General features: G+C 67.8%; 3 protein-coding genes. 2 read left to right on the forward strand and 1 reads right to left on the reverse strand.

Annotated elements, in window-relative coordinates:
• Positions 1 to 6: 6 nt before the first annotated feature.
• Positions 7 to 276 carry an acyl carrier protein gene (locus tag ACWEO2_RS34240; protein WP_452409139.1) on the reverse strand — a complete coding sequence of 90 codons (270 nt, stop codon included), beginning with the start codon at positions 274 to 276 and terminating at the stop codon, positions 7 to 9.
• Between the two features lie 466 nt (positions 277 to 742).
• Here ACWEO2_RS34240 and ACWEO2_RS34245 point away from each other — a divergent pair, with 466 nt between their 5' ends.
• Together ACWEO2_RS34245 and ACWEO2_RS34250 are read left to right on the forward strand one after the other, a co-directional pair.
• Complete coding sequence (locus tag ACWEO2_RS34245; protein WP_452409140.1) at positions 743 to 9043, forward strand: type I polyketide synthase; 8301 nt, start codon at positions 743 to 745, stop codon at positions 9041 to 9043.
• 53 nt (positions 9044 to 9096) lie between these two features.
• Positions 9097 to 20277, forward strand: a complete 11181-nt coding sequence (locus tag ACWEO2_RS34250; protein ID WP_452409141.1) for a type I polyketide synthase — start codon at positions 9097 to 9099, stop codon at positions 20275 to 20277.
• The last annotated feature ends 107 nt before the right edge of the window (positions 20278 to 20384 follow it).

A 20384-nucleotide genomic window follows, 5' to 3' on the forward strand; every position in this document is an offset into this window, starting at 1 on the left:
CCCGTTTCAGGATCGACTGCGCAGCGTGCCGACCAGCCCGGCGATGCTGGATAGATCGCGGAAGTTCGCTGCGGTCACCTCGGTCGGTGGAATGCGGACGCCGAGGTGATTTCGGATGTGCGCCACCAGGCGCGCCATTTTGATCGAGTTGAGCACGCCCCATTCCACTAGCGGAGTGCTGCTGGTCAGGCCGTCGGCTTCGCCAGGACCGAGGAGTTCGGTACTGACATACTCGGTCAATTCGGCGAGCAGATCGCCGACGTCAGAATCTCGCATAGCGGTGATCGGATGCTCCTTTCGTGGGGTACATCGGCCCGCTTCAGACACCGGTTCCACTGCGGCCCCGCGTCACAGAGCATGCCCTGCGCGATCCGATCGGGCAAGTCCGTAGCGTCTCGAAATGGATTGTCCGACTCGCGAATACATGTTTAGATTGCGGTCCATCGGTAGCCGATCGTACCGCGCCGGATGAGTCGACCCGCTGATGGAACTGGAAGCCAAATAGAACATGTTCTACATTGGTGACGAAGTGTAAGTTGGTTACGGAGGAGTCGCAAGGTGGCGCAGGGCGACAATCCTTCGCGGCGAGATCACTTGGTGTGCGAGGCGATTCGGGATCGTCGTTGTGGTGTGGATTGCGCCGATGTCGGTTGCTGATCCGAAGGTGTTGTCGTCACCGCGAATTCGATAGCGGGGGTGCATAAGTTTCAGGGGCAGGCTGCGGGGGAGATTGGGAGTTCACGTGGCTGACCCGGATGCCGTCGCGGTAGTCGGAATCGCAGGCAGATTTCCTGGTGCCGATTCGGTGACGGATTTGTGGAGGATGCTGGTAGCGGGCGATCATGTCGAAGCCGGACTACCCGACCACCGTCGGCTTCTATTGCCGGATGCGCAGGCACACAGGGAGTTTCGCGCCAATTTCCTGGAAGACATCGACATGTTCGACGCCGAGTTCTTCTCCTCGGTGATGTCGGATGCCGCGGCCGCGGACCCGCAACAGCGGCTCATGCTCGAACTCGGCTGGGCGGCGTTCGAGGACGCAGGACTGATCCCCGGCGATTTCCGCGGGCGTCGGGTCGGGGTCTTCGTCGGTGCCATGTGGGACGACTACGCCGAACTCACCCGCGGCGCGTCGGGCGCGGTGTCCGCTGGCACGGCATCCGGAATCCAACGCAGCCTGATCGCTAACCGACTGTCGCACTTCCTAGGTGTCGAGGGGCCGAGCTTGGTGGTCGACACCGGGCAGTCTTCGTCGCTGGTGGCACTGCACCTGGCGTATCAGAGCATCCGTGCCGGCGAGTCGGCGCTGGCCGTCGCGGCCGGGGTGAACGTGATCCTGAACCCGCAGAACTCGACCGTTTTGGCTGAATGGGGCGGACTTTCGCCGGACGGCAGGTGCTTCACGTTCGACCACCGTGCCAATGGCTTCGCGCGTAGCGAAGGGGCGGGCGTGGTGCTGCTGCGGACGCTGTCGAGCGCGCTTGCGGAGGGCAATGAGATCTACGGTGTGGTGCGTGGCAGTGCTGTGGGACACGGCGGCGGTGCCGATGTGACTACGCCGAGTGTCGAAGCGCAGCGCGACGTGCTGCGCAGGGCCTACAGCGCGGCCCGTATCGAGCCTGCCGACGTTCAGTACGTGGAACTGCACGGGTCCGGGACGCGGGTAGGGGATCCGATCGAAGCGGAATCACTCGGGTCGGTTCTGGGCGCCACGGCGAACCGCACGCAGGACTTGGTTGTCGGAAGCGTCAAGGCCAACATCGGGCACCTGGAAGGCGCGGCAGGCATTGCCGGTGTCATCAAAACCGTGCTGTGCCTGAAGAATCGGCGCCTGCCCGGCATGCCGGATTTTGTCGCGCCGAATGCCGATCTATCGCTGGCCGAGCGGGGATTGGAGGTTCGGACCGCGCCGGGGTCGTGGCCGCGTCCGGACCGGCCACTCGTCGCGGGCGTGAGTTCCTTCGGCATGGGTGGCACGAACTGCCATGTGGTGCTGTCGGATTGGCTGCCCACCGCAAGTGCGCAAGAACCCATGGCGACCGGCCGTTCGATCCCCTGGGTGGTGTCGGCGCGGAGTGAGCACGCGCTGCGGGCGCAGGCAGGCCGGTTGCACGAATACCTGCGAGACGGCGCAGATCTGGATCCGGTGGATGTCGGCCGGTCGCTGGTGTCGACGAGATCACTGTTCGAGCGGCGGGCAGTGGTGTGGGGCAGGGATCGGGAAGCGCTGCTGGGTGATCTGGCTGCGATGGCAGCCGGGAAAACCGCTGACGGTGTGGTCACCGGCGCCGCCGAGACCAACCCGGGTGGAGTGGTTTTCGTGTTTCCGGGTCAGGGGTCGCAGTGGGCCGGAATGGCGCGAGCGATGCTGGTCGATTCGCCGGTCTTCGCGGCGGAACTGGGCGCGTGCGACGACATCCTGACGCCGTTGCTCGGTTGGTCGGTGCGCGATGTGCTCCTCGGTGCGGGCGGCCCACTGGATGCTGAGCGTGATGATGTGGTGCAGCCGGTGCTGTTTGCGGTGATGGTGGCGCTGGCGGCGGTGTGGCGTTCGCTGGGTGTGGTGCCCGACGCGGTGGTCGGCCATTCGCAGGGGGAGATCGCGGCCGTGTGTGTGGCGGGCGGATTGTCGCTGGGCGATGCCGCGCTGATCGTCGTGCGACGCAGTCGGCTCCTGGCGGAGCTGGCGGGTACGGGTGCCATGCTGTCGATTCCCTTGCCGTGCAGCGAAGTTGCCGCACGGTTGGCGACATGGGGTGGACGGCTGTCGGTGGCGGCGGTGAACGGTCCGCGGCATGTCGTGGTATCCGGTGCCCGTGCGGATGTCGACGAGTTCTGTGCGACTCTCGTGGCGGAAGGCGTCGAGGTTCGCCGGATTCCGGTCGACTACGCCTCGCACTCGGCACAGGTGGAGCAGGTCCGGGAACGGATGTTGTGCGAATTACACACCGTCGCACCGTGTTCGGCGGATGTGCCGGTGTGGTCTACGGTCACCGGTGGGCCGGTGGACACCGCGACGATGGATGCCGAGTACTGGTACCGCAATCTGCGCGAGACGGTGGAATTCGAGCGGGCGGTGCGTGGGCTGTCGGCGACCGGGCACGGGGTTTTCGTGGAGGTGAGCCCGCATCCCGTGCTGATCTACGGGATGGAGGAGACGGTCGCGGACAGCGGCGCTGTGATCGCCGGCTCGCTCCGGCGCGATCACGGTGGGCTGGACGAACTGCTCCGGCAGGCTTCGCGGATTTTCGTGCGGGGTGCCCGGGTGGACTGGGATTCGGTGTTCTCCGAGTCGGTAGGCAAGCGGGTGCGGCTGCCCACCTATGCATTCCAACGTCGGCGCCACTGGCTGGGCAGCCGCCTGCGACCGGCCGGGCAGCGGTTGCCCTCGGCGAGCCCGACCACCATGTTGGGGGTGCAGTTGGCCGCATTGCCTGCTGACCAGCGACTGGCGGCGGTGCGCGAGCTGATCCGGGATGAAGGCGGGCGGATACTGCGCACCGAGCTCGCGCGGCCGGATGCCGAGACGGCCGCCTTCACCGACCTGGGCTTCGATTCGGCCTCGTCGGTCGAATTGCGTAACCGGCTCGGCTCGGCGCTCGGAATACAGCCCGCCGCAGGCGTCATGTTCAACTACCCGACGATCGACTCGCTGGCCGGGCAGTTGTGCGGGCAGCTGGCGGGTGCCGACCGCGAAAGCACTGAATTACCTTCCGCTGTAGCTACTTCGGATGATCCGGTGGTCATCGTGGGCATGGCCTGCCGGTTCCCCGGGGGGATCAGCTCACCCGACGCGCTGTGGGACCTGGTGCGGCGAGAGGGCGAGGTGATCTCGTCCATGACCGAATCCCGCGGCTGGCGCTCCGGCGGCTACCGGGGCGGATTCCTGAGCGACGCGGCCGATTTCGACGCGGGTTTTTTCGGGATCAGTCCGCGCGAGGCGTTGGGGATGGATCCGCAGCAGCGGTTGTTGCTGGAGTCGGTGTGGGAGGCATTGGAGGATGCGGGTATCGACCCGGTGTCGTTGCGGGGCAGCGCCACCGGTGTATACGCGGGGTTGGCGCCGCAGGACTACGGGCCGCGAGGTGCGTCGTTGACGGGCGTGACGCCCAGTGTCGCCTCGGGGCGGGTCGCGTACAGCCTGGGATTGGTCGGGCCTGCCGTGTCGATCGATACGGCGTGTTCGTCCTCGCTGGTGGCCGTGCATCTGGCGGTGCAATCGCTGCGGTCTGCGGAGTGCTCGCTGGCATTGGCGGGCGGCGTCACGGTGATGTCGACGCCGCACATGTTCGTCGAATTCGCGCGCCAGGGCGGGCTGGCGGCAGACGGCAGATGTAAGCCGTTCTCGGCGGCGGCCGATGGCGTGGGGTGGGCGGAGGGGGTCGGAGTGCTTGTGCTGGAGCGGCTTTCCGATGCGCGGCGACATGGCCATTCCGTGCTGGCGGTCGTGCGGGGCAGTGCGGTGAATCAGGATGGTGCGTCGAATGGCCTGACCGCGCCGAATGGTCCGTCGCAGGAACGGGTTATCCGTCAGGCGTTGGCGAATGCCGGGCTGGCCGCATCCGAGGTGGATGTGGTCGAAGCACATGGCACCGGCACTCGGTTGGGCGATCCGATCGAGGCCGAGGCACTGCTGGCGACCTACGGACAAGATCGGTCTGTGCCGGTGCGGCTGGGTTCGGTGAAGTCGAATATCGGTCACACCCAGGCGGCCGCGGGCGTTGCCGGGATGATCAAGATGGTGCTGGCGATGCGGCACGGGATGGTGCCGGCCACGTTGCACGCGGAGGAGCCGTCGCCACACGTGGATTGGTCTGCCGGTGCGGTGGAGCTGTCGATCCGACCACGTGAATGGACGACCGGCGGCCGGCCTCGGCGTGCGGCCGTGTCGTCGTTCGGGATCAGTGGCACGAACGCGCACGTGATCCTCGAGCAGCCCGCGACAGCCGATACCGGCTCGGCCGACGAGGCGGCGGGAACCGGACGGGCGGCGGTGCCGTGGGTGGTGTCGGCGAAGTCGGCATCGGCGTTGCGGGCGCAGGCGGCTCGGCTGCTCGGGCATGTGCGGGATCGGGATCTCGATCCGGTGGATGTTGGTTGGTCGCTGGTGTCGACGCGGTCGTTGTTCGCTCATCGTGCGGTGGTGGTCGGCCGGGATCGAACCGAACTGCTGGCGGGGCTGGATGCCGTCGCGGCGGGAGAAACCCACGGCGGCACCGTGATCGGCACCGCGGCGAACTCTCGGCTCGGCTTGGTGTTCGCCGGCCAGGGCTCCCAGCGGGTCGGTATGGGACAGGAGTTGTACTCCACCTTCCGGGTGTTCGCCGACGCATTCGACGAGGTGTGCGAGCAACTCGACCCGCTGCTGGGCAGCGCGCTACGTGATGCGGTGTTCTCGGGGGCGGGCCTGGACGACACCGCATTGGCCCAACCCGCGCTGTTTGCGGTGGAAGTGGCACTGTTCCGCCTGCTCGAATCGTGGGGCGTGGTACCGGATGTCGTGTTCGGGCATTCCGTCGGCGAGATCGCCGCCGCGCATGTGGCCGGGGTGCTCGGCCTGACAGACGCGTGTGTGCTCGTTGCTGCGCGCGGCAGGCTGATGCAGGCGCTGCCCACCGGGGGAGTGATGGCGGCGGTGCAGGCCGGTGAGCAGGAGATCGAGCCGCTGATGGCGGGTCGGGAATCCGAGTTGGGCATCGCGGCGGTCAATGGCCCGTCATCGGTAGTGGTGTCCGGTCGCGCGGAGGCGGTGGCCGACATCGTCGAGCAGTTGCGGTCACGAGGGCGCCGGACACAACGGTTGCGCGTGAGCCACGCATTCCACTCTCCGCTTATGGCGCCGATGCTCGACGAATTCCGGCGTGTGGTCGTCGAATTGGACTTCGCGCCGCCACGGCGGCGGATGATCTCCACGGTCACCGGGCAGATGCTGGACGCGGATACCCTGTCCGCCCCGGACTACTGGGTCGAGCATGTGCGGCGCACTGTCCGCTTCGCGGCCGCAGCAACCACAGCGCACGGTGCGGGCGTTGATTCGTTTCTGGAAGTGGGACCGGATGCGGCGCTGTCGGTGGCACTGACCGACAGCCTGCCCGGCACGGTGCTCGCCGCGGCGGCGATGCGCCCCGACCGCTTCGAGCCCGCACAGCTCCTCACCGCCGTGGCCCAGGTGTTCGCCCGTGGCATTGCGGTGGACTGGAATTCGGTGTTCGCGGGATCCGGTGGCGTCCACGTCGGCCTGCCGACCTATGCGTTCGAGCGCAAGCGGTTCTGGTCGGATTCGGCGGGCCCGGATTCGGCGGGCCCGGATACGGCCGGTCATCCGTTGCGGGGCACGGCGGTCGACATGGCCGACGGGGGTGTGATCGTGACGAGTCGGTTGTCGTCCACCACGCAGCCCTGGCTGGCCGACCACGTCGTGCACGAGTCGGTTCTGCTTCCTGGCACCGCGGTGGTGGAACTGGTGATCGCGGCAGGTGATCGCGCCGGGTTCGGGCGGGTTGCGGAGCTGAGTCTGGCTGCCCCGCTTGTTGTTCCGGAGCGCGATGAAGCCGAGATCCAGGTGGTGGTTTCGGCGGCTGATGACCGGGGCCGGTGTGCTGTCGCCGTGTACTCGCGCCCCGCACCGGGCCAGGGTAGGTGGACACGGAATGCGACCGGAGTACTGACCACGGACGCGCACGTGGCACGGTCGGACTTGCGAGTGTGGCCGCCGGTGGATGCGGTGGAGCTCGACGTGACCGGCACCTACGAACGGCTCGCCGATCACGGCTACCGCTATGGTCCAGCGTTTCGAGGATTGCGTCGAGTATGGCGGCGCGGCGCGGAGATCTTCGCCGAAGTGACCGCTGCGGGAGAGGGCACGGGATTCACGGTGTCGCCGACACTGTTCGACAGCGCGCTGCATGTACTGCTCCCGGGTGTAATTGATGCGGATCGACCTGGCGGCGTGCCATTTTCGTGGACCGGAGTGAGTGTGGCCGCGACGGGCGCGGACCGTGCTCGGGTGCGAGTGGCCCCGGTGGGAGCGGACGCGGTGTCGGTAGAACTCGCCGACCATGCAGGCAGGCCGATGGTGACCGTAGATTCGCTGGTGATGCGTGAAGTCTCCGCGGATGCGCTGCATGCCGCGATTGGGGCGCACCATGATTCGCTGTATCAACTGGAGTGGGCGCCGTTCGCGTTGCCGGAGGGCCGCGGCGGCCAAGCGGATCGAGTGTTCGTCGGGTCGGGTGACGTAGCGTGGCTCGATCCGGCGGCGTTGGGTGTTCGGCGTTCGTTTGACGACCTGCACGAGCTACGAGCAGCACTCGACGCCGGAGAGCCCGCTCCCGTGGTGGCGATAACAGCACTGCCGGTCCGTGGGCACGAGACCGTGGCGGATGTGTACGGCGCCGTGCATGACGTACTGGCATTGGTGCAGGACTGGTTGGCGGAGACACGGCTGGCCCATGCCCGATTGGTGATTCTCACCCGCGGTGCGACAGGGATCGGTGGCGACGATATGGCGGCCGCGGCCGTGTGGGGCCTGGTGCGTTCGGCGCAGACCGAGCACCCGGACCGCTTCGCGTTGATAGACGTCGACGAGTTCTCGCAGTCATCGGCGCTGGTGGCCACGGCGGTGGATTCGGCTGAGCCGCAAGTTGCGCTGGTTTCCGGGCAGGCCCGTGTCCCGCGTCTCGCGCAGGCCGCCATCGCACCGCTTTCCGCGACTGCTGGCGGTGGTTCGGCCGGCGCGGTGTGGGATTCGGAGGGGACCGTCTTGATCACCGGCGGGTCCGGTGGGTTGGCGACGATGCTGGCTCGCCATCTGGTGGTCGAGCACGGGATTCGGCACCTCGTGCTGGTCAGCAGACGTGGTCTCGCCGCCGCGGGCGCGGCTGAGTTGCGTGCGGAGTTGGTCGACCTCGGCGCCGAAGCGGTCTCGATTGCCGCGTGCGACATCACGGATCGCCGAGCGCTGGCGGCCGTGCTCACGTCCGTCCCCGCGCAGCATCCATTGCGGGTGGTGGTGCACGCGGCGGGCATGCTGGATGACGGTGTCGTGACATCGCTGTCCGCGCAGCGGGTGGATACGGTGTTGGCACCGAAAGTGACCGGTGCGTGGAATCTGCACGAGCTCACGCGCGGCCACGATCTGACCGGATTCATCCTGTACTCCTCGGTGTCCGGAGTGCTCGGCACGGCCGGGCAGGGCAACTACGCCGCGGGAAATGCGTATCTGGATGCGCTGGCGCGGCACCGGAATCGGCTCGGCCTGCCCGCTACCGCGCTGGCGTGGGGCCTGTGGGAGCAGGCCAGCGGGATGGCGGCTCAGCTCCGGGACGCCGATCTGCGCCGAATGTCGCGTGGGGGAATTGTCCCGATGGGATCCACGCAGGGTTTGCGGTTGTTCGACCAGGCGTTGACGCTCGGCGCGCCCGCGGTTGTCCCAGCGCGACTGGACGTCGCGGCCCTGCGGGACGAAGCGGGCGCGGTTCCAGCTGTTCTACGTGGATTGGTTCGGGCATCCGCCCGCCGTGCGGTGGCGGTTGGCGGGGTGGATGAGTTGTCGCTGCAGGAACAACTGTTCGGCGTCGAACCGGAGCAGCGGCTGGTGCTGGTGGGCGGGTTGGTTTCCGATGCGGTGGCCGCGGTGCTCGGGCACGCGCAGACGGATATCGGGGCGGGACGGGCGTTCAAGGAGTTGGGTTTGGATTCACTCGCGGCGATCGAGCTGCGCAACCGGTTGACCGAGTTGACCGGGGTCACGCTGCCGACCACCCTCGCCTTCGACTACCCGACGGTCGAGCACCTGACCGACCATCTGGCGCGGGAAATAGGTGCGGGCGAGAGTCCGCGCGCGTCGGTTTTCGACACCATGGACGCGCTCGAATCCGCCTTGCCGGATGTTCTTTCCGACGAATCCCGGCGGAAGGAGGCGGCCGTCCGCCTCCGGCAGCTGCTCGAGCTGTGTCAAGAACCGGGTACGCCCGCCGACGATGTGGATCTGGACGCCGCGACGGATGACGAGCTCTTCGCGCTTGTCAACGAATCCGACTGAGCCGCACCAGATCTACCGCGCGTGACCGCGTCGACCTTCGAGGAAGTATCCCCATGAGTATCGAAGACAAGCTCCGCGAACATCTCAAGCGGTCGATTACGGATGCGCGTGACCTGCGCAGCCGATTGCGCGATGTCGAGGACCGACAACGCGAGGCTGTGGCGATTGTCGGTGTGGGGTGTCGCTTTCCGGGCGGTGTCGAATCGGCTGAGGGATTGTGGGGGCTGGTCGCCGACGGGGTGGATGTGGTGTCGGCGTTGCCGGTTGATCGGGGGTGGGATCCCGACCTGTTCGATGCCGATCCGGATGCGGTGGGCAAGAGCTATGCGCGTGCGGGCGGGTTTCTGTACGACGCGGCCGATTTCGATGCGGGCTTCTTCGGGATCAGTCCACGTGAGGCGTTGGGGATGGATCCGCAGCAGCGGTTGCTGCTCGAGTCGGTGTGGGCGGGGTTGGAGGATGCGGGGATTGATCCGGTGTCGTTGCGAGGCAGTGCGACCGGCGTCTTCACCGGAGTCATGTACCACGACTACGCACCGCCCGCCGGACGCGCACCCGCCGAGGTCGAAGGCGCGATTCTGACCGGAACCGCGGGCAGTGTTGTCTCGGGTCGCGTCGCTTACACCTTGGGTCTGGTCGGCCCTGCCGTGTCGGTGGATACCGCCTGCTCGTCGTCGCTGGTGGCCTTGCATCTGGCGGCGCAATCACTCCGTTCGGGCGAATGCTCGCTGGCATTGGCGGGCGGGGTCACGGTGATGTCGACACCCGAGACGCTGATCGAGTTCTCCCGGCAGCGCGGTTTGGCGCCGGACGGGCGCTGTAAATCGTTCTCGGCCGCCGCGAACGGGGTGGGGTGGTCGGAGGGTGTCGGAGTGCTTGTGCTGGAAAGGCTTTCCGATGCACAGCGGTTGGGGCATCCGGTGCTGGCGGTCGTGCGCGGTAGCGCCGTTAATCAGGATGGTGCATCGAATGGCCTGACCGCGCCGAATGGTCCGTCGCAGCAGCGGGTGATTCGTCAGGCGTTGGCAAACGCCGGTGTTGTCGCCGCTGAGGTCGATGTGGTGGAAGCTCACGGCACTGGAACGACGTTGGGTGATCCGATCGAGGCGCAGGCCTTGCTGGCGACGTATGGGCAGGATCGGCCGGTCGATCGCCCGCTGTGGCTGGGTTCGATCAAGTCGAATATCGGTCACACTCAGGCCGCGGCCGGTGTGGCCGGGGTGATCAAGATGGTCGAGGCGATGCGACGAGGGGTGTTGCCGAAGACCTTGCATGCGGATCAGCCGTCGCCGCACGTGGATTGGTCCACCGGTGCGGTGGAGTTGTTGACCGAACCCAGAAGATGGGAACGGTCCGGTCGGCCGCGCCGTGCCGGGGTGTCGTCGTTCGGGATCAGTGGGACGAACGCACATGTGATTATCGAGGAGGCGCCCGCCGAGGTAGCCGACGACAGGGTGGATGCCCCGGCGGGCGGCGCAGGCTCAACAGCGCGGCCGGAAATCCCGGTCGTGCCGTGGGTGGTGTCGGCGAAGTCGGCATCGGCGTTGCGGGCGCAGGCGGCTCGGCTGCTCGGGCAGGTGCGGGATCGGGATCTCGATCCGGTGGATGTGGGTTGGTCGCTGGTGTCGACGCGGTCGTTGTTCGCTCATCGTGCGGTGGTGGTCGGCCGGGATCGAACCGAACTGCTCGCCGGGTTGGGTGCGGTAGCCGGTGGCGAGAGCGGCGGAGACATCGGCACCGGATCGGCCGAAGCCGCGACGAGCGAGGTCGTTTTCGTATTCCCTGGCCAGGGATCTCAGTGGGCCGGTATGGCGCGGGGCATCCTGGCCGACTCACCGGTATTCGCCGAGGCTTTGGCGCGCTGCGACCGCGAACTGACTCCGTTGCTCGGATGGTCGGTCGTGGATGTCGTGCGCGGTGCCGAGGAGAAGTCTTTGGACAGAGCCGATGTCGTACAGCCGGTGTTGTTCGCGGTGATGGTGGCGTTGACGGAGGTGTGGCGGTCGCTCGGTGTGGTGCCGGCTGCCGTGGTTGGGCATTCACAAGGGGAGATTGCCGCGGTCTGTGTGGCGGGAGGCCTGTCGTTGGCCGACGCGGCCCTGATCGTTGCCCGGCGCAGCCGACTGCTGGCCGAACTGGCAGGCACCGGCGGGATGCTGTCGATTCCGCTGCCGCGCGATGCGGTGGAGGCCGCACTGACGAGATGGGGTGGGCGGCTGTCGGTGGCGGCGGTGAACGGCCCACGGACCACGGTGGTGTCCGGCGAGATCGGGGCGGTGGACGAGCTGTGCGCGGCACTCGAGTCCGAAGGGGTCGCGGTTCGCCGGATTCCGGTCGACTACGCGTCGCATTCGGTGCAGGTCGAGCCGGTCGGTGCGCAGTTGACGAACGAATTACGCAGTGTCACACCGCTTTCGGCACAGGTGCCGGTGTGGTCCACGGTCACCGGCGGGCGGCTGGACACCACGGCAATGGATGCCGTGTACTGGTACCGCAATCTCCGCGAGCCAGTGGAATTCGAGCGCACGGTGCACGGCCTGGCGGCCGCAGGGCACACAGTGTTCGTCGAGGTGAGCCCGCATCCTGTCCTGACCGCCGGGGTGCAGGACATCGTCGAGGATCGAGGAGGGGCGGCCGCGGTCTTCGGAACCCTGCGGCGTGATCGCGGCGGACTGGATGAGCTGCTCCGGCAGGCATCCGGGATGTTCGTGCACGGTGTTCCGGTGGACTGGGCCGCGGCATTGCCAGGTGGGCGGCGTGTGGCGCTGCCGACGTACGCGTTCGAGCGGAAACGGTTCTGGCTGCGGCCGGTTGCCGGAGTCGCGGACCTCGCGGGGGCCGGCCTGACGGTCGGCGGGCATCCGTTGCTCGAGGCGGCCGTGGAGCTGGCCGACGGTGGCCTGGTTGCGACGGGACGACTGTCCTCGGCGACGCACGCGTGGCTCGCCGATCACGCGGTGTCCGGGGTGACGGTGTTGCCGGGGACCGCGTTCGTGGAGTTGGTTGTCGCGGCCGGAGATCGGGTCGGTTGCGGGAGGGTCGATGACCTGACTTTGACGGCCCCGTTGACCGTCCCGGAGCGGGACGAGGTTCGACTTCAGGTCGTGGTGGCCGCGCCGGACGATGCGGGCCGGCGGGTGGTCGCCGTGTATTCGCGGCTGCCTCGCGGGGCAGGGGCGCAGACTGACTGGACGCTACACGCGACGGGGATGCTCGGCGCCGGATCGGGCACGACGGCGCGGCAGTTGCCGGAGTGGCCGCCGATCGGTGCGGCCGAGGTCGAGCTCACCGGCGCCTACGAGCGGGTTGCCGAACACGGCTACGAGTACGGCCCGGCATTCCAAGGATTGCGGCGCGTATGGCGACGCGACGACGAAATCTTCGCCGAAGTGGTGCTGGCGGAGGCACACGGCGACGAGTTCGTGCTGCACCCGGCCCTGTTCGACAGCGCGTTGCATGCCTTGCTGCCCGGTGTCGTCGAGCCGCAACGGCAGGGCGGCGTGCCGTTTTCATGGAGCGGGGTGCGCATCCACGCGCACGGCGCGACGCGCCTGCGGGTTCGATTGTCACCGGCGGGGCCGGAGGCGGTGTCGGTAGCACTGGCCGACGACGCGGGTGAACCGGTTGCGACGGTGGAGTCGCTTGTGCTGCGGGAGATCTCGGCCGCATCCTTGCGGGCGGCGGATAGGTCGCCGCACGATTCGCTGTACGAGCTGGACTGGGTGCCGGTCACAGTGCCCGATGGTGCGCGGAGTCGGTGGGATCAGGTGTTCATCGGAACCGACGCCGCGCCGTGGACGGATCTCGCCGTGATGGACAGCCGCAGATCATTCGCCGACCTGTGGGCGCTGCGGGATGCACTGGGCTCGGGAGCATCGGTGCCCGCCGCCGTGGTGGTGGCGATGCCCACGCGCGCCGGAGATGTGGTCGAGGACGTGCACGACGCCGTGCACGACGCGCTTGCATTGATCCAGACCTGGCTCGCCGAACCACTCTTCGCGGACACCCGGTTGGTGGTCCTGACCCAGGGTGCGGCAGTACTCGACGACGACGGGGTCGCAGACCGCACGTGTATCGGTGCGCCGACGGGTGGTTTTGCCGGTGCGGCGCTGTGGGGTCTGCTGCGCTCGGCGCAGACCGAGCACCCGGACCGCTTCGTACTGATCGATCTGGATAATTCCCCGCGGTCATGGGAGATGTTGCCCGCCGCAGTGGATTCGGCCGAACCGCAGCTGGTGCTGCGCGACGGGCTGGCCCGCGTTCCCCGGCTCGCCCGGACGACGACCACCGCGCTCGCGGCACCCGACGCACCGAGCTGGCGGCTCGACGCACCGGACGTGGGCGCGATCGACGCGCTGTCGCTGGTGCCGAGCGACGCCGCAACGGTGCCGTTGGCGCCGGGCCAGGTCCGGGTCGCGGTGCGGGCCGCTGGAGTCAACTTCCGCGACGTGCTGATGGCATTGGGGATGTACCCGGGCGACCTGGTGCTCGGCAGTGAAGGGGCGGGTGTCGTCCTGGAAGTCGGTGCGGCAGTGCACGACCTGGCTCCGGGCGATCGGGTGATGGGTGTGTTCCTGCGCGCGTTCGGCCCCGTGGCGGTCGCGGATGCGCGGATGCTTGCCCCGATGCCTGCCGGCTGGTCGTTCCCGCGCGCCGCAACCGTGCCGGTGGTCTACCTGACCGCCTACTACGGATTGGTCGACCTGGCTGGACTGCGTGCGGGTGAAACGGTGCTGGTGCACGCGGGTGCCGGTGGCGTCGGCATGGCCGCGATTCAGCTGGCCCGCCATCTCGGCGCCGAGGTGTACGCCACCGCGAGCCCGGGCAAACACGGCATCCTGCGCGGACTCGGGGTGGACGAGGCGCACATCGGGTCTTCTCGCTCGATCGAGTTCGAAGCTCGGTTCCGCACGGCGACAGCGGGGCGGGGCGTTGATGTCGTACTCAACTCGCTCGCCCACGAATTCGTCGACGCGTCGCTGCGGCTGACCGCGGCGGGCGGACGGTTCGTGGAGATGGGCAAGACCGACATCCGTCAGCCCGAAGAGATCGCCGGACACCACCCCACGATCAGCTACCGCGCATACGACCTGCTCGACGCCGGGCCCGAGCGCATGGGCCAGCTGCTCGCCGAGGTCTTGGAGCTGTTCCGGCAGAAAGAATTCCAGCCGCTACCCGCCAGGGTGTGGGATATCCGCCGGGCCCGTGACGCCTTCCGGTTCATGCGTGAAGGCAGGCACGTCGGGAAGAACGTGCTCGGTATCGACGCGGTCTGGGATCCGGACGCAACCGTGCTGATCACCGGGGCGTCCGGGGCGTTGGGGGCGATGCTGGCTCGCCACCTGGTTGCCGAGCACGGGATTCGGCACCTACTGCTGGTGAGCCGGGGTGGGTCCGCGGCGGTGGCGGGGTTGCGATCGGAGTTGGTTGAGCTCGGTGCGGTGAGTGTCACCGTCGCGGCGTGTGACGTCGCCGATCGGGAAGCACTGTCGGTGGTGCTGGATGCGGTTCCGTGCGAACGACCGTTGCGGGTGGTGGTCCATGCCGCGGGCGTGCTGGATGACGGTGTGGTGACATCGTTGTCGGCGGAGCAAGTGGACCGGGTGCTGGCGCCGAAGGTGGCGGGTGCGTGGAACTTGCACGAACTGACCAGAAATCATGATCTGACGGGGTTCATCCTCTACTCGTCGCTGTCCGGGCTGATCGGGACGGCGGGCCAGGCAGGCTATGCGGCGGGGAATGCCTTCCTGGACGCGTTGGCTCGGCATCGGAGCGGTCTCGGACTGCCGGGGACATCGCTGGCGTGGGGCCTGTGGGAGCAGGCCAGTGGAATGACCGGTCATCTTCGTGCCGCCGACCTGGATCGGATGGCGCGCGGCGGGATCGCCGCGCTCGATGCCGAACAGGGTCTGCGGTTGTTCGACGAGGCAGTGGCAATCGGCGCTGCTGTGATCGTTCCGGCACGTCTCGATCCCGCGGCGCTGCGGGCGAATCCCGGTGGGGTATCGAGCGTGTTGCGGGGACTGGTGCGGGTTCCGGTGCGGCGCACGGCGATCGGGTCGGCAGTGCATGGTTCGTCGTGGCGGGAGCGGCTCGCCGGTCTCGTTGCCGAGCAGCGGCTCGTGCTGCTCGGCGAGCTGATAGCCGGTGAGGTGGCGGCGGTCCTCGGGCATGAGAAGACAGCTATCGGGGCTGGCCGCGCGTTCAAGGAATTGGGGTTCGATTCGCTGACGGCAGTCGAATTGCGTAATCGGCTGACCAAGCTGCTCGGGGTCAAGCTACCGGCCGCGCTCCTGTTCGACCACCCGACCGTGACCGAGCTCGCCGAATTCCTGAGCGGACTGTTCGGGTCGAGGGTGAGTCCTACCGTATCGGTGCGGGCGTCGACTGTCGGCACCGATGGCGACGCTGTGGCGATTGTTGGTGTGGGGTGTCGCTTTCCGGGCGGCGTCGGGTCGGCTGACGGGCTGTGGGGGTTGGTCGCCGACGGGGTGGATGTGGTGTCGGGGCTGCCGGTGGATCGCGGGTGGGACCTCGGTCTGTTCAGTTCTGATCCGGATGCGGTGGGCAAGAGCTACGCGATGTCGGGTGGGTTTCTCTATGACGCTGCGGAGTTCGATGCGGGGTTCTTCGGGATCAGTCCGCGGGAGGCGTTGGGGATGGATCCGCAGCAGCGGTTGTTGCTGGAGACGGTGTGGGAGGCGTTGGAGGACGCGGGGATTGATCCGATGTCGTTGCGAGGCAGTGCAACCGGTGTCTTCACCGGGGTGATCGCGCAGGATTACGGGCCCGGGGTCGGCACGGTGCCACCGGAATTGGCCGGGCTGTCGTTGACCGGGGTCACGACGAGTGTGGCGTCGGGCCGCATTGCCTACAGCCTGGGTTTGACCGGCCCTGCTCTGTCGGTGGATACCGCCTGTTCGTCGTCGTTGGTGGCGCTGCATCTGGCGGCGCAATCACTCCGATCAGGTGAATGCACGCTGGCATTGGCGGGCGGGGTCACGGTGATGCCGACACCGAGGACCTTCGTGGAGTTCTCCCGGCAGCGGGTCATGTCGCCGGACGGCCGCTGTAAGTCGTTCTCGGCCGCCGCCGATGGAGCGGGCTGGTCGGAGGGTGTCGGAGTGCTTGTGCTGGAACGACTTTCCGATGCACAGCGGCATGGCCATCCGGTGTTGGCGATCGTACGCGGGAGCGCCGTGAATCAGGATGGCGCCAGCAACGGTTTGACCGCCCCCAACGGTCCTGCACAGCAACGGGTTATCCGGCAGGCGTTGGCGAATGCCGGTGTCGCCGCGTCCGAGGTGGATGTTGTCGAGGCGCATGGAACGGGAACGAGATTGGGTGATCCGATCGAGGCCGAGGCACTGCTGACGACCTACGGACAGGATCGGCCCGCGGATCGGCCGCTGTGGCTGGGATCGATCAAGTCGAATATCGGTCACACCCAGGCCGCGGCCGGCGTCGCCGGGGTGATCAAGATGATCGAGGCGATGCGGCGAGGCGTGCTGCCGAAGACCCTGCACGTGGAACAGCCTTCACCGCAGGTGGATTGGTCGGCCGGTGCCGTCGAGTTGTTGACCGAGCCGCGTGCATGGACAACCGAAGGACTGCCACGGCGTGCGGCGGTGTCATCGTTCGGCATCAGCGGAACGAACGCGCACGTGATCCTGGAGGAACCGCCGACCGAATCGATGGCCACTGCGACCGCCGCGGCGCCACGGTCGACGACAGCGGTCGTGCCGTGGGTGGTGTCGGGGAAGTCGGGCGCGGCCTTGCGGGCCCAGGCTGCTCGGTTGCTCGCGCATGTGCGTGACCGTGATGTCGATCCGGTGGACGTCGGTTGGTCGTTGGCGTCGACGCGGTCGATGTTCGCCTATCGCGCGGTCGTCGTCGGCCGGGATCACGCCGAACTGCTCGACGGCCTGCGTGCGGTTGCTTCGGGAGAAGCCGACGGCGACGGCCCGATGCCAGGGCCCGATTCCGGAGTCGTGTGGGTATTTCCGGGGCAGGGATCGCAATGGGCCGGGATGGGCCGAGTGTTGCTGGCCGACTCGGCGGTGTTCCGGGAGCGGCTGGCCGACTGTGATGCCGCGCTCTCGCCCTGGATCGGTTGGTCGGTGCGCGATGTGCTGATGGGCGCGGAGGGCGCACCGGAACTCGACCGTGTCGATGTGGTGCAACCGGTGCTGTTCGCGGTCATGGTGTCGCTGGCCGCGGTCTGGCGGCGCTGGGGTGTGACGCCGTCGGCGGTCGTCGGGCACTCCCAGGGGGAGATCGCTGCGGCCTGTGTGGCGGGTGCGCTATCGCTGCGCGAGGCGGCGCACGTAGTCGCGGTGCGTAGCAGCGCACTGCGAGAACTCGCCGGTGACGGCGGCATGCTGTCGGTCGCATTGCCGGAGTCCGACGTCCATCTGCGTCTCGGCACGTGGCGCGGCGCGGATCAGGTGTCGATCGCAGCGGTCAACGGCCCCGACACCGTGGTGTTGTCGGGTCCGGCGCAGGCCCTCGACGGCATCGAACGAATGCTGACCGAGCAGGAGATCCGGTGCAGGCGAATCCCGGTGAACTATGCGTCGCACTCGGCGCACGTCGACCAGATCGAACAAGCACTGGTCGAGCAGTTGGCGGTGATCGAACCACAGCAGGGAGAAGTGGCGTTCTATTCGACCGTCACCGGCGGGCAGATCGACACGGCGACGCTCGATGCGTCGTACTGGTTCGCCAACCTACGCAGCACCGTTCGTTTCCATGACGCGGTCGCCGCGCTGGCCCGTGCTGGGCACCGCACGTTCCTGGAGGTCTCCCCCCATCCGGTACTCGTCTCGGGGATCGCCGAAACTCTCGACGCGGCAGCGGAACCCGGTGTGGTAGTGGGCAGTCTGCGACGTGCGGCGAACGACAGTGAACGCCTGCTCGGCACCGCGACCGAACTGTGCACCACCGGTATCGATATCGACTGGGCGAGCGCACTATCGGATATCGGGCTGGCCGGGCGGCGAGTGCCATTGCCTACGTATGCCTTCCAACGCCAGCGGTTCTGGTTCGCCGCAGGTGCCGAACCAGGCTCGACCGCGTCGGATGGCGTGGACGAGCATTTCTGGCGGTTGGTGGAGCAGGGTGACACACAGGAGTTGGCGAACAGGCTCACCACCGGCTCCGGCGGGGTTGCCGCCGAAGCATGGCTGCCGGTGCTGCCCGCGCTGCGGTCGTGGCGCAAGGCACAGCAGGCCCGCGCCACGGTGGATGGATGGCGGTATCGGGTCGAGTGGAAATCCGGCACCGACAGCGACGTGGCGGTCGCGGCGGGTACCTGGTTGCTCGTTGCGCCCCACGAATGCGACAGGGCCGCGACAACCGAACAGTGCGCCGCGGCGCTGCGGGCACGCGGTGCCGATGTCGTTGTCGTCACGGCGCCTGACGACGCCTCGGTCGGCGACCGCGCGCAGTGGCAGGCTCGGCTGCTCGACACGGTCGCGAAATCGATTGGCGGGACGGATGTTGTCGCGGGGGTGGTGTCGCTGCTGTCGACCGTTTCGCGCCCGCTCTCGGCGTCGCCTGCGCTGTCGGTGGGTGTGGCCGGGACGCTCGGCTTGGTGCAAGGTATGGGCGACGCCGGACTGGAACGGCCGCTGTGGTGCGTGACGAGCGGAGCGGTATCGGTCGGCGCGCCGGATGTCCGCACAGATCCGGCACAGGCGGCCGTGTGGGGCCTCGGCCGGGTTGTGGCACTGGAGCACCCCGCTCGCTGGGGCGGATTGATCGATCTCCCCGCCACGATCGACGGGCGCACCTGGGATCGTGTCTGCGCCGTCGTTGCGGGCGCCGAGGATGAAGATCAGGTCGCGGTGCGGCCTTCCGGGGTGTACCTGAGGCGGTTGGTGCCCGTGCCGGCGACGACCGCGCAGTCGTCGGCGTGGACACCGACGGGCACCATCCTGATCACGCTCGGTGCGGATCGGCTGGGTGCGCACACTGCGCGGTGGCTGGCCGGATTCGGCACGGCGCGCCTCATCTTGGTCACCGGCGATCGCGACGCGGCGGCCGTAGCGGAGCTGGCCGCGGAACTCGAGGCCAGCGGGACACCCGTACGGACCGTCACCGATGACCTCACCGATCGGCCCGCGCTGACCCGCATTTTGGACGGCATTTCCGCCGAGCATCCGTTGACTGCCGTATTCCATACCGCAGCAACGACATTCGATAGATCGGTCGATGAACTGGAGGCCGCCTCGTTTGCCGAGGCAGTGGCGGAGAAAGTGATCGGGGCGAGGGTACTCGACGATCTCCTCGCCGAGCGTGGCAGGGAGGTTGCGCTGGTGTCGTTCTCGTCCGGCGCCGGAGTCTGGGGTGCCGGTGGCCGAGCCGCTGACGCGGCGGGCAGCGCCTACCTCGACGCCCTCAGCGAATACCGCCGCGGCGCAGGCATGCCCGCAATGACGATCGCCTGGGGCATGGTGGCCAACGGTGACCCGATCGACGCCGATACGAGCGGGCAGTTCGATCGACTCGGGCTGATCTCGATGCCCGCCGAACTCGCGACCGCCGCGCTGCACCAGGCCATCACCGCCGAGGAGACGACGTTGGTCGTGGCCGACGTCGACTGGTCGCGGTTCTACCCGGCCCTCGCCATCGCGCGTCCGCGTCCCCTATTGCACGGCCTGCCCGCGGTCGCGCAACTGTTGGCGGCAGAGGGCGCGTCGCAGCAGCTGGTATCGGACGCCGGATTCGCCGCACGGCTGGTAGACCTGCCCGACGACGAACAGCGCGCGACCATCGTGCGGCTGATCGGGGCCCACACTGCGGCTGTACTCGGCCACACCACCACCGATGAACTCGATGCCGAACAAGCCTTCCGCGACCTCGGCTTCGACTCGCTCACCGCGGTCGAGCTGCGTACCCGGCTGAACAAGGCCACCGGGCTGCGGCTACCGGCGACCGCGGTCTTCGACCATCCGACACCCGCCCTGCTCGCGCGGCACATCCGAGAAGCGTTGCTGGGCAATGGATCGACCGTGATGACCATGGTGGACGACCTGGAAGCGGCGATGGTGTCGATAGCGGCCGACCGAAGCCTGCTCGACGAGGTGCAGCGCAGACTCGCGAAACTGGCGAACCCGGTATCGGACGTCCACCCGGCCGCGGACCACGACGGCGGCGGACTCTCGGAGCTGATGTCGATGGACGACCACGATGTCTTCGATGTCCTGCGTGACGAATTCGGCATCTCATGAGTGAGCACAGCGAGCGAGCAATCGACACAGCGGACATGTCGGTCATGACGGAGCCGAGCAACAGCGAGGCGCAGTCATGAGCGGTAGGGAAATCAGCCCCGCGGACC

This window comes from Nocardia sp. NPDC004278 (assembly GCF_053602975.1).

What these genes read in the sequence shown, in the direction of transcription:
- ACWEO2_RS34250 (WP_452409141.1), top strand. Translation starts at nt 9,097, where the DNA reads ATGAGTATCGAAGACAAGCTCCGCGAACATCTCAAGCGGTCGATTACG.
- ACWEO2_RS34240 (WP_452409139.1), bottom strand. Translation starts at nt 276, where the DNA reads ATGCGAGATTCTGACGTCGGCGATCTGCTCGCCGAATTGACCGAGTAT.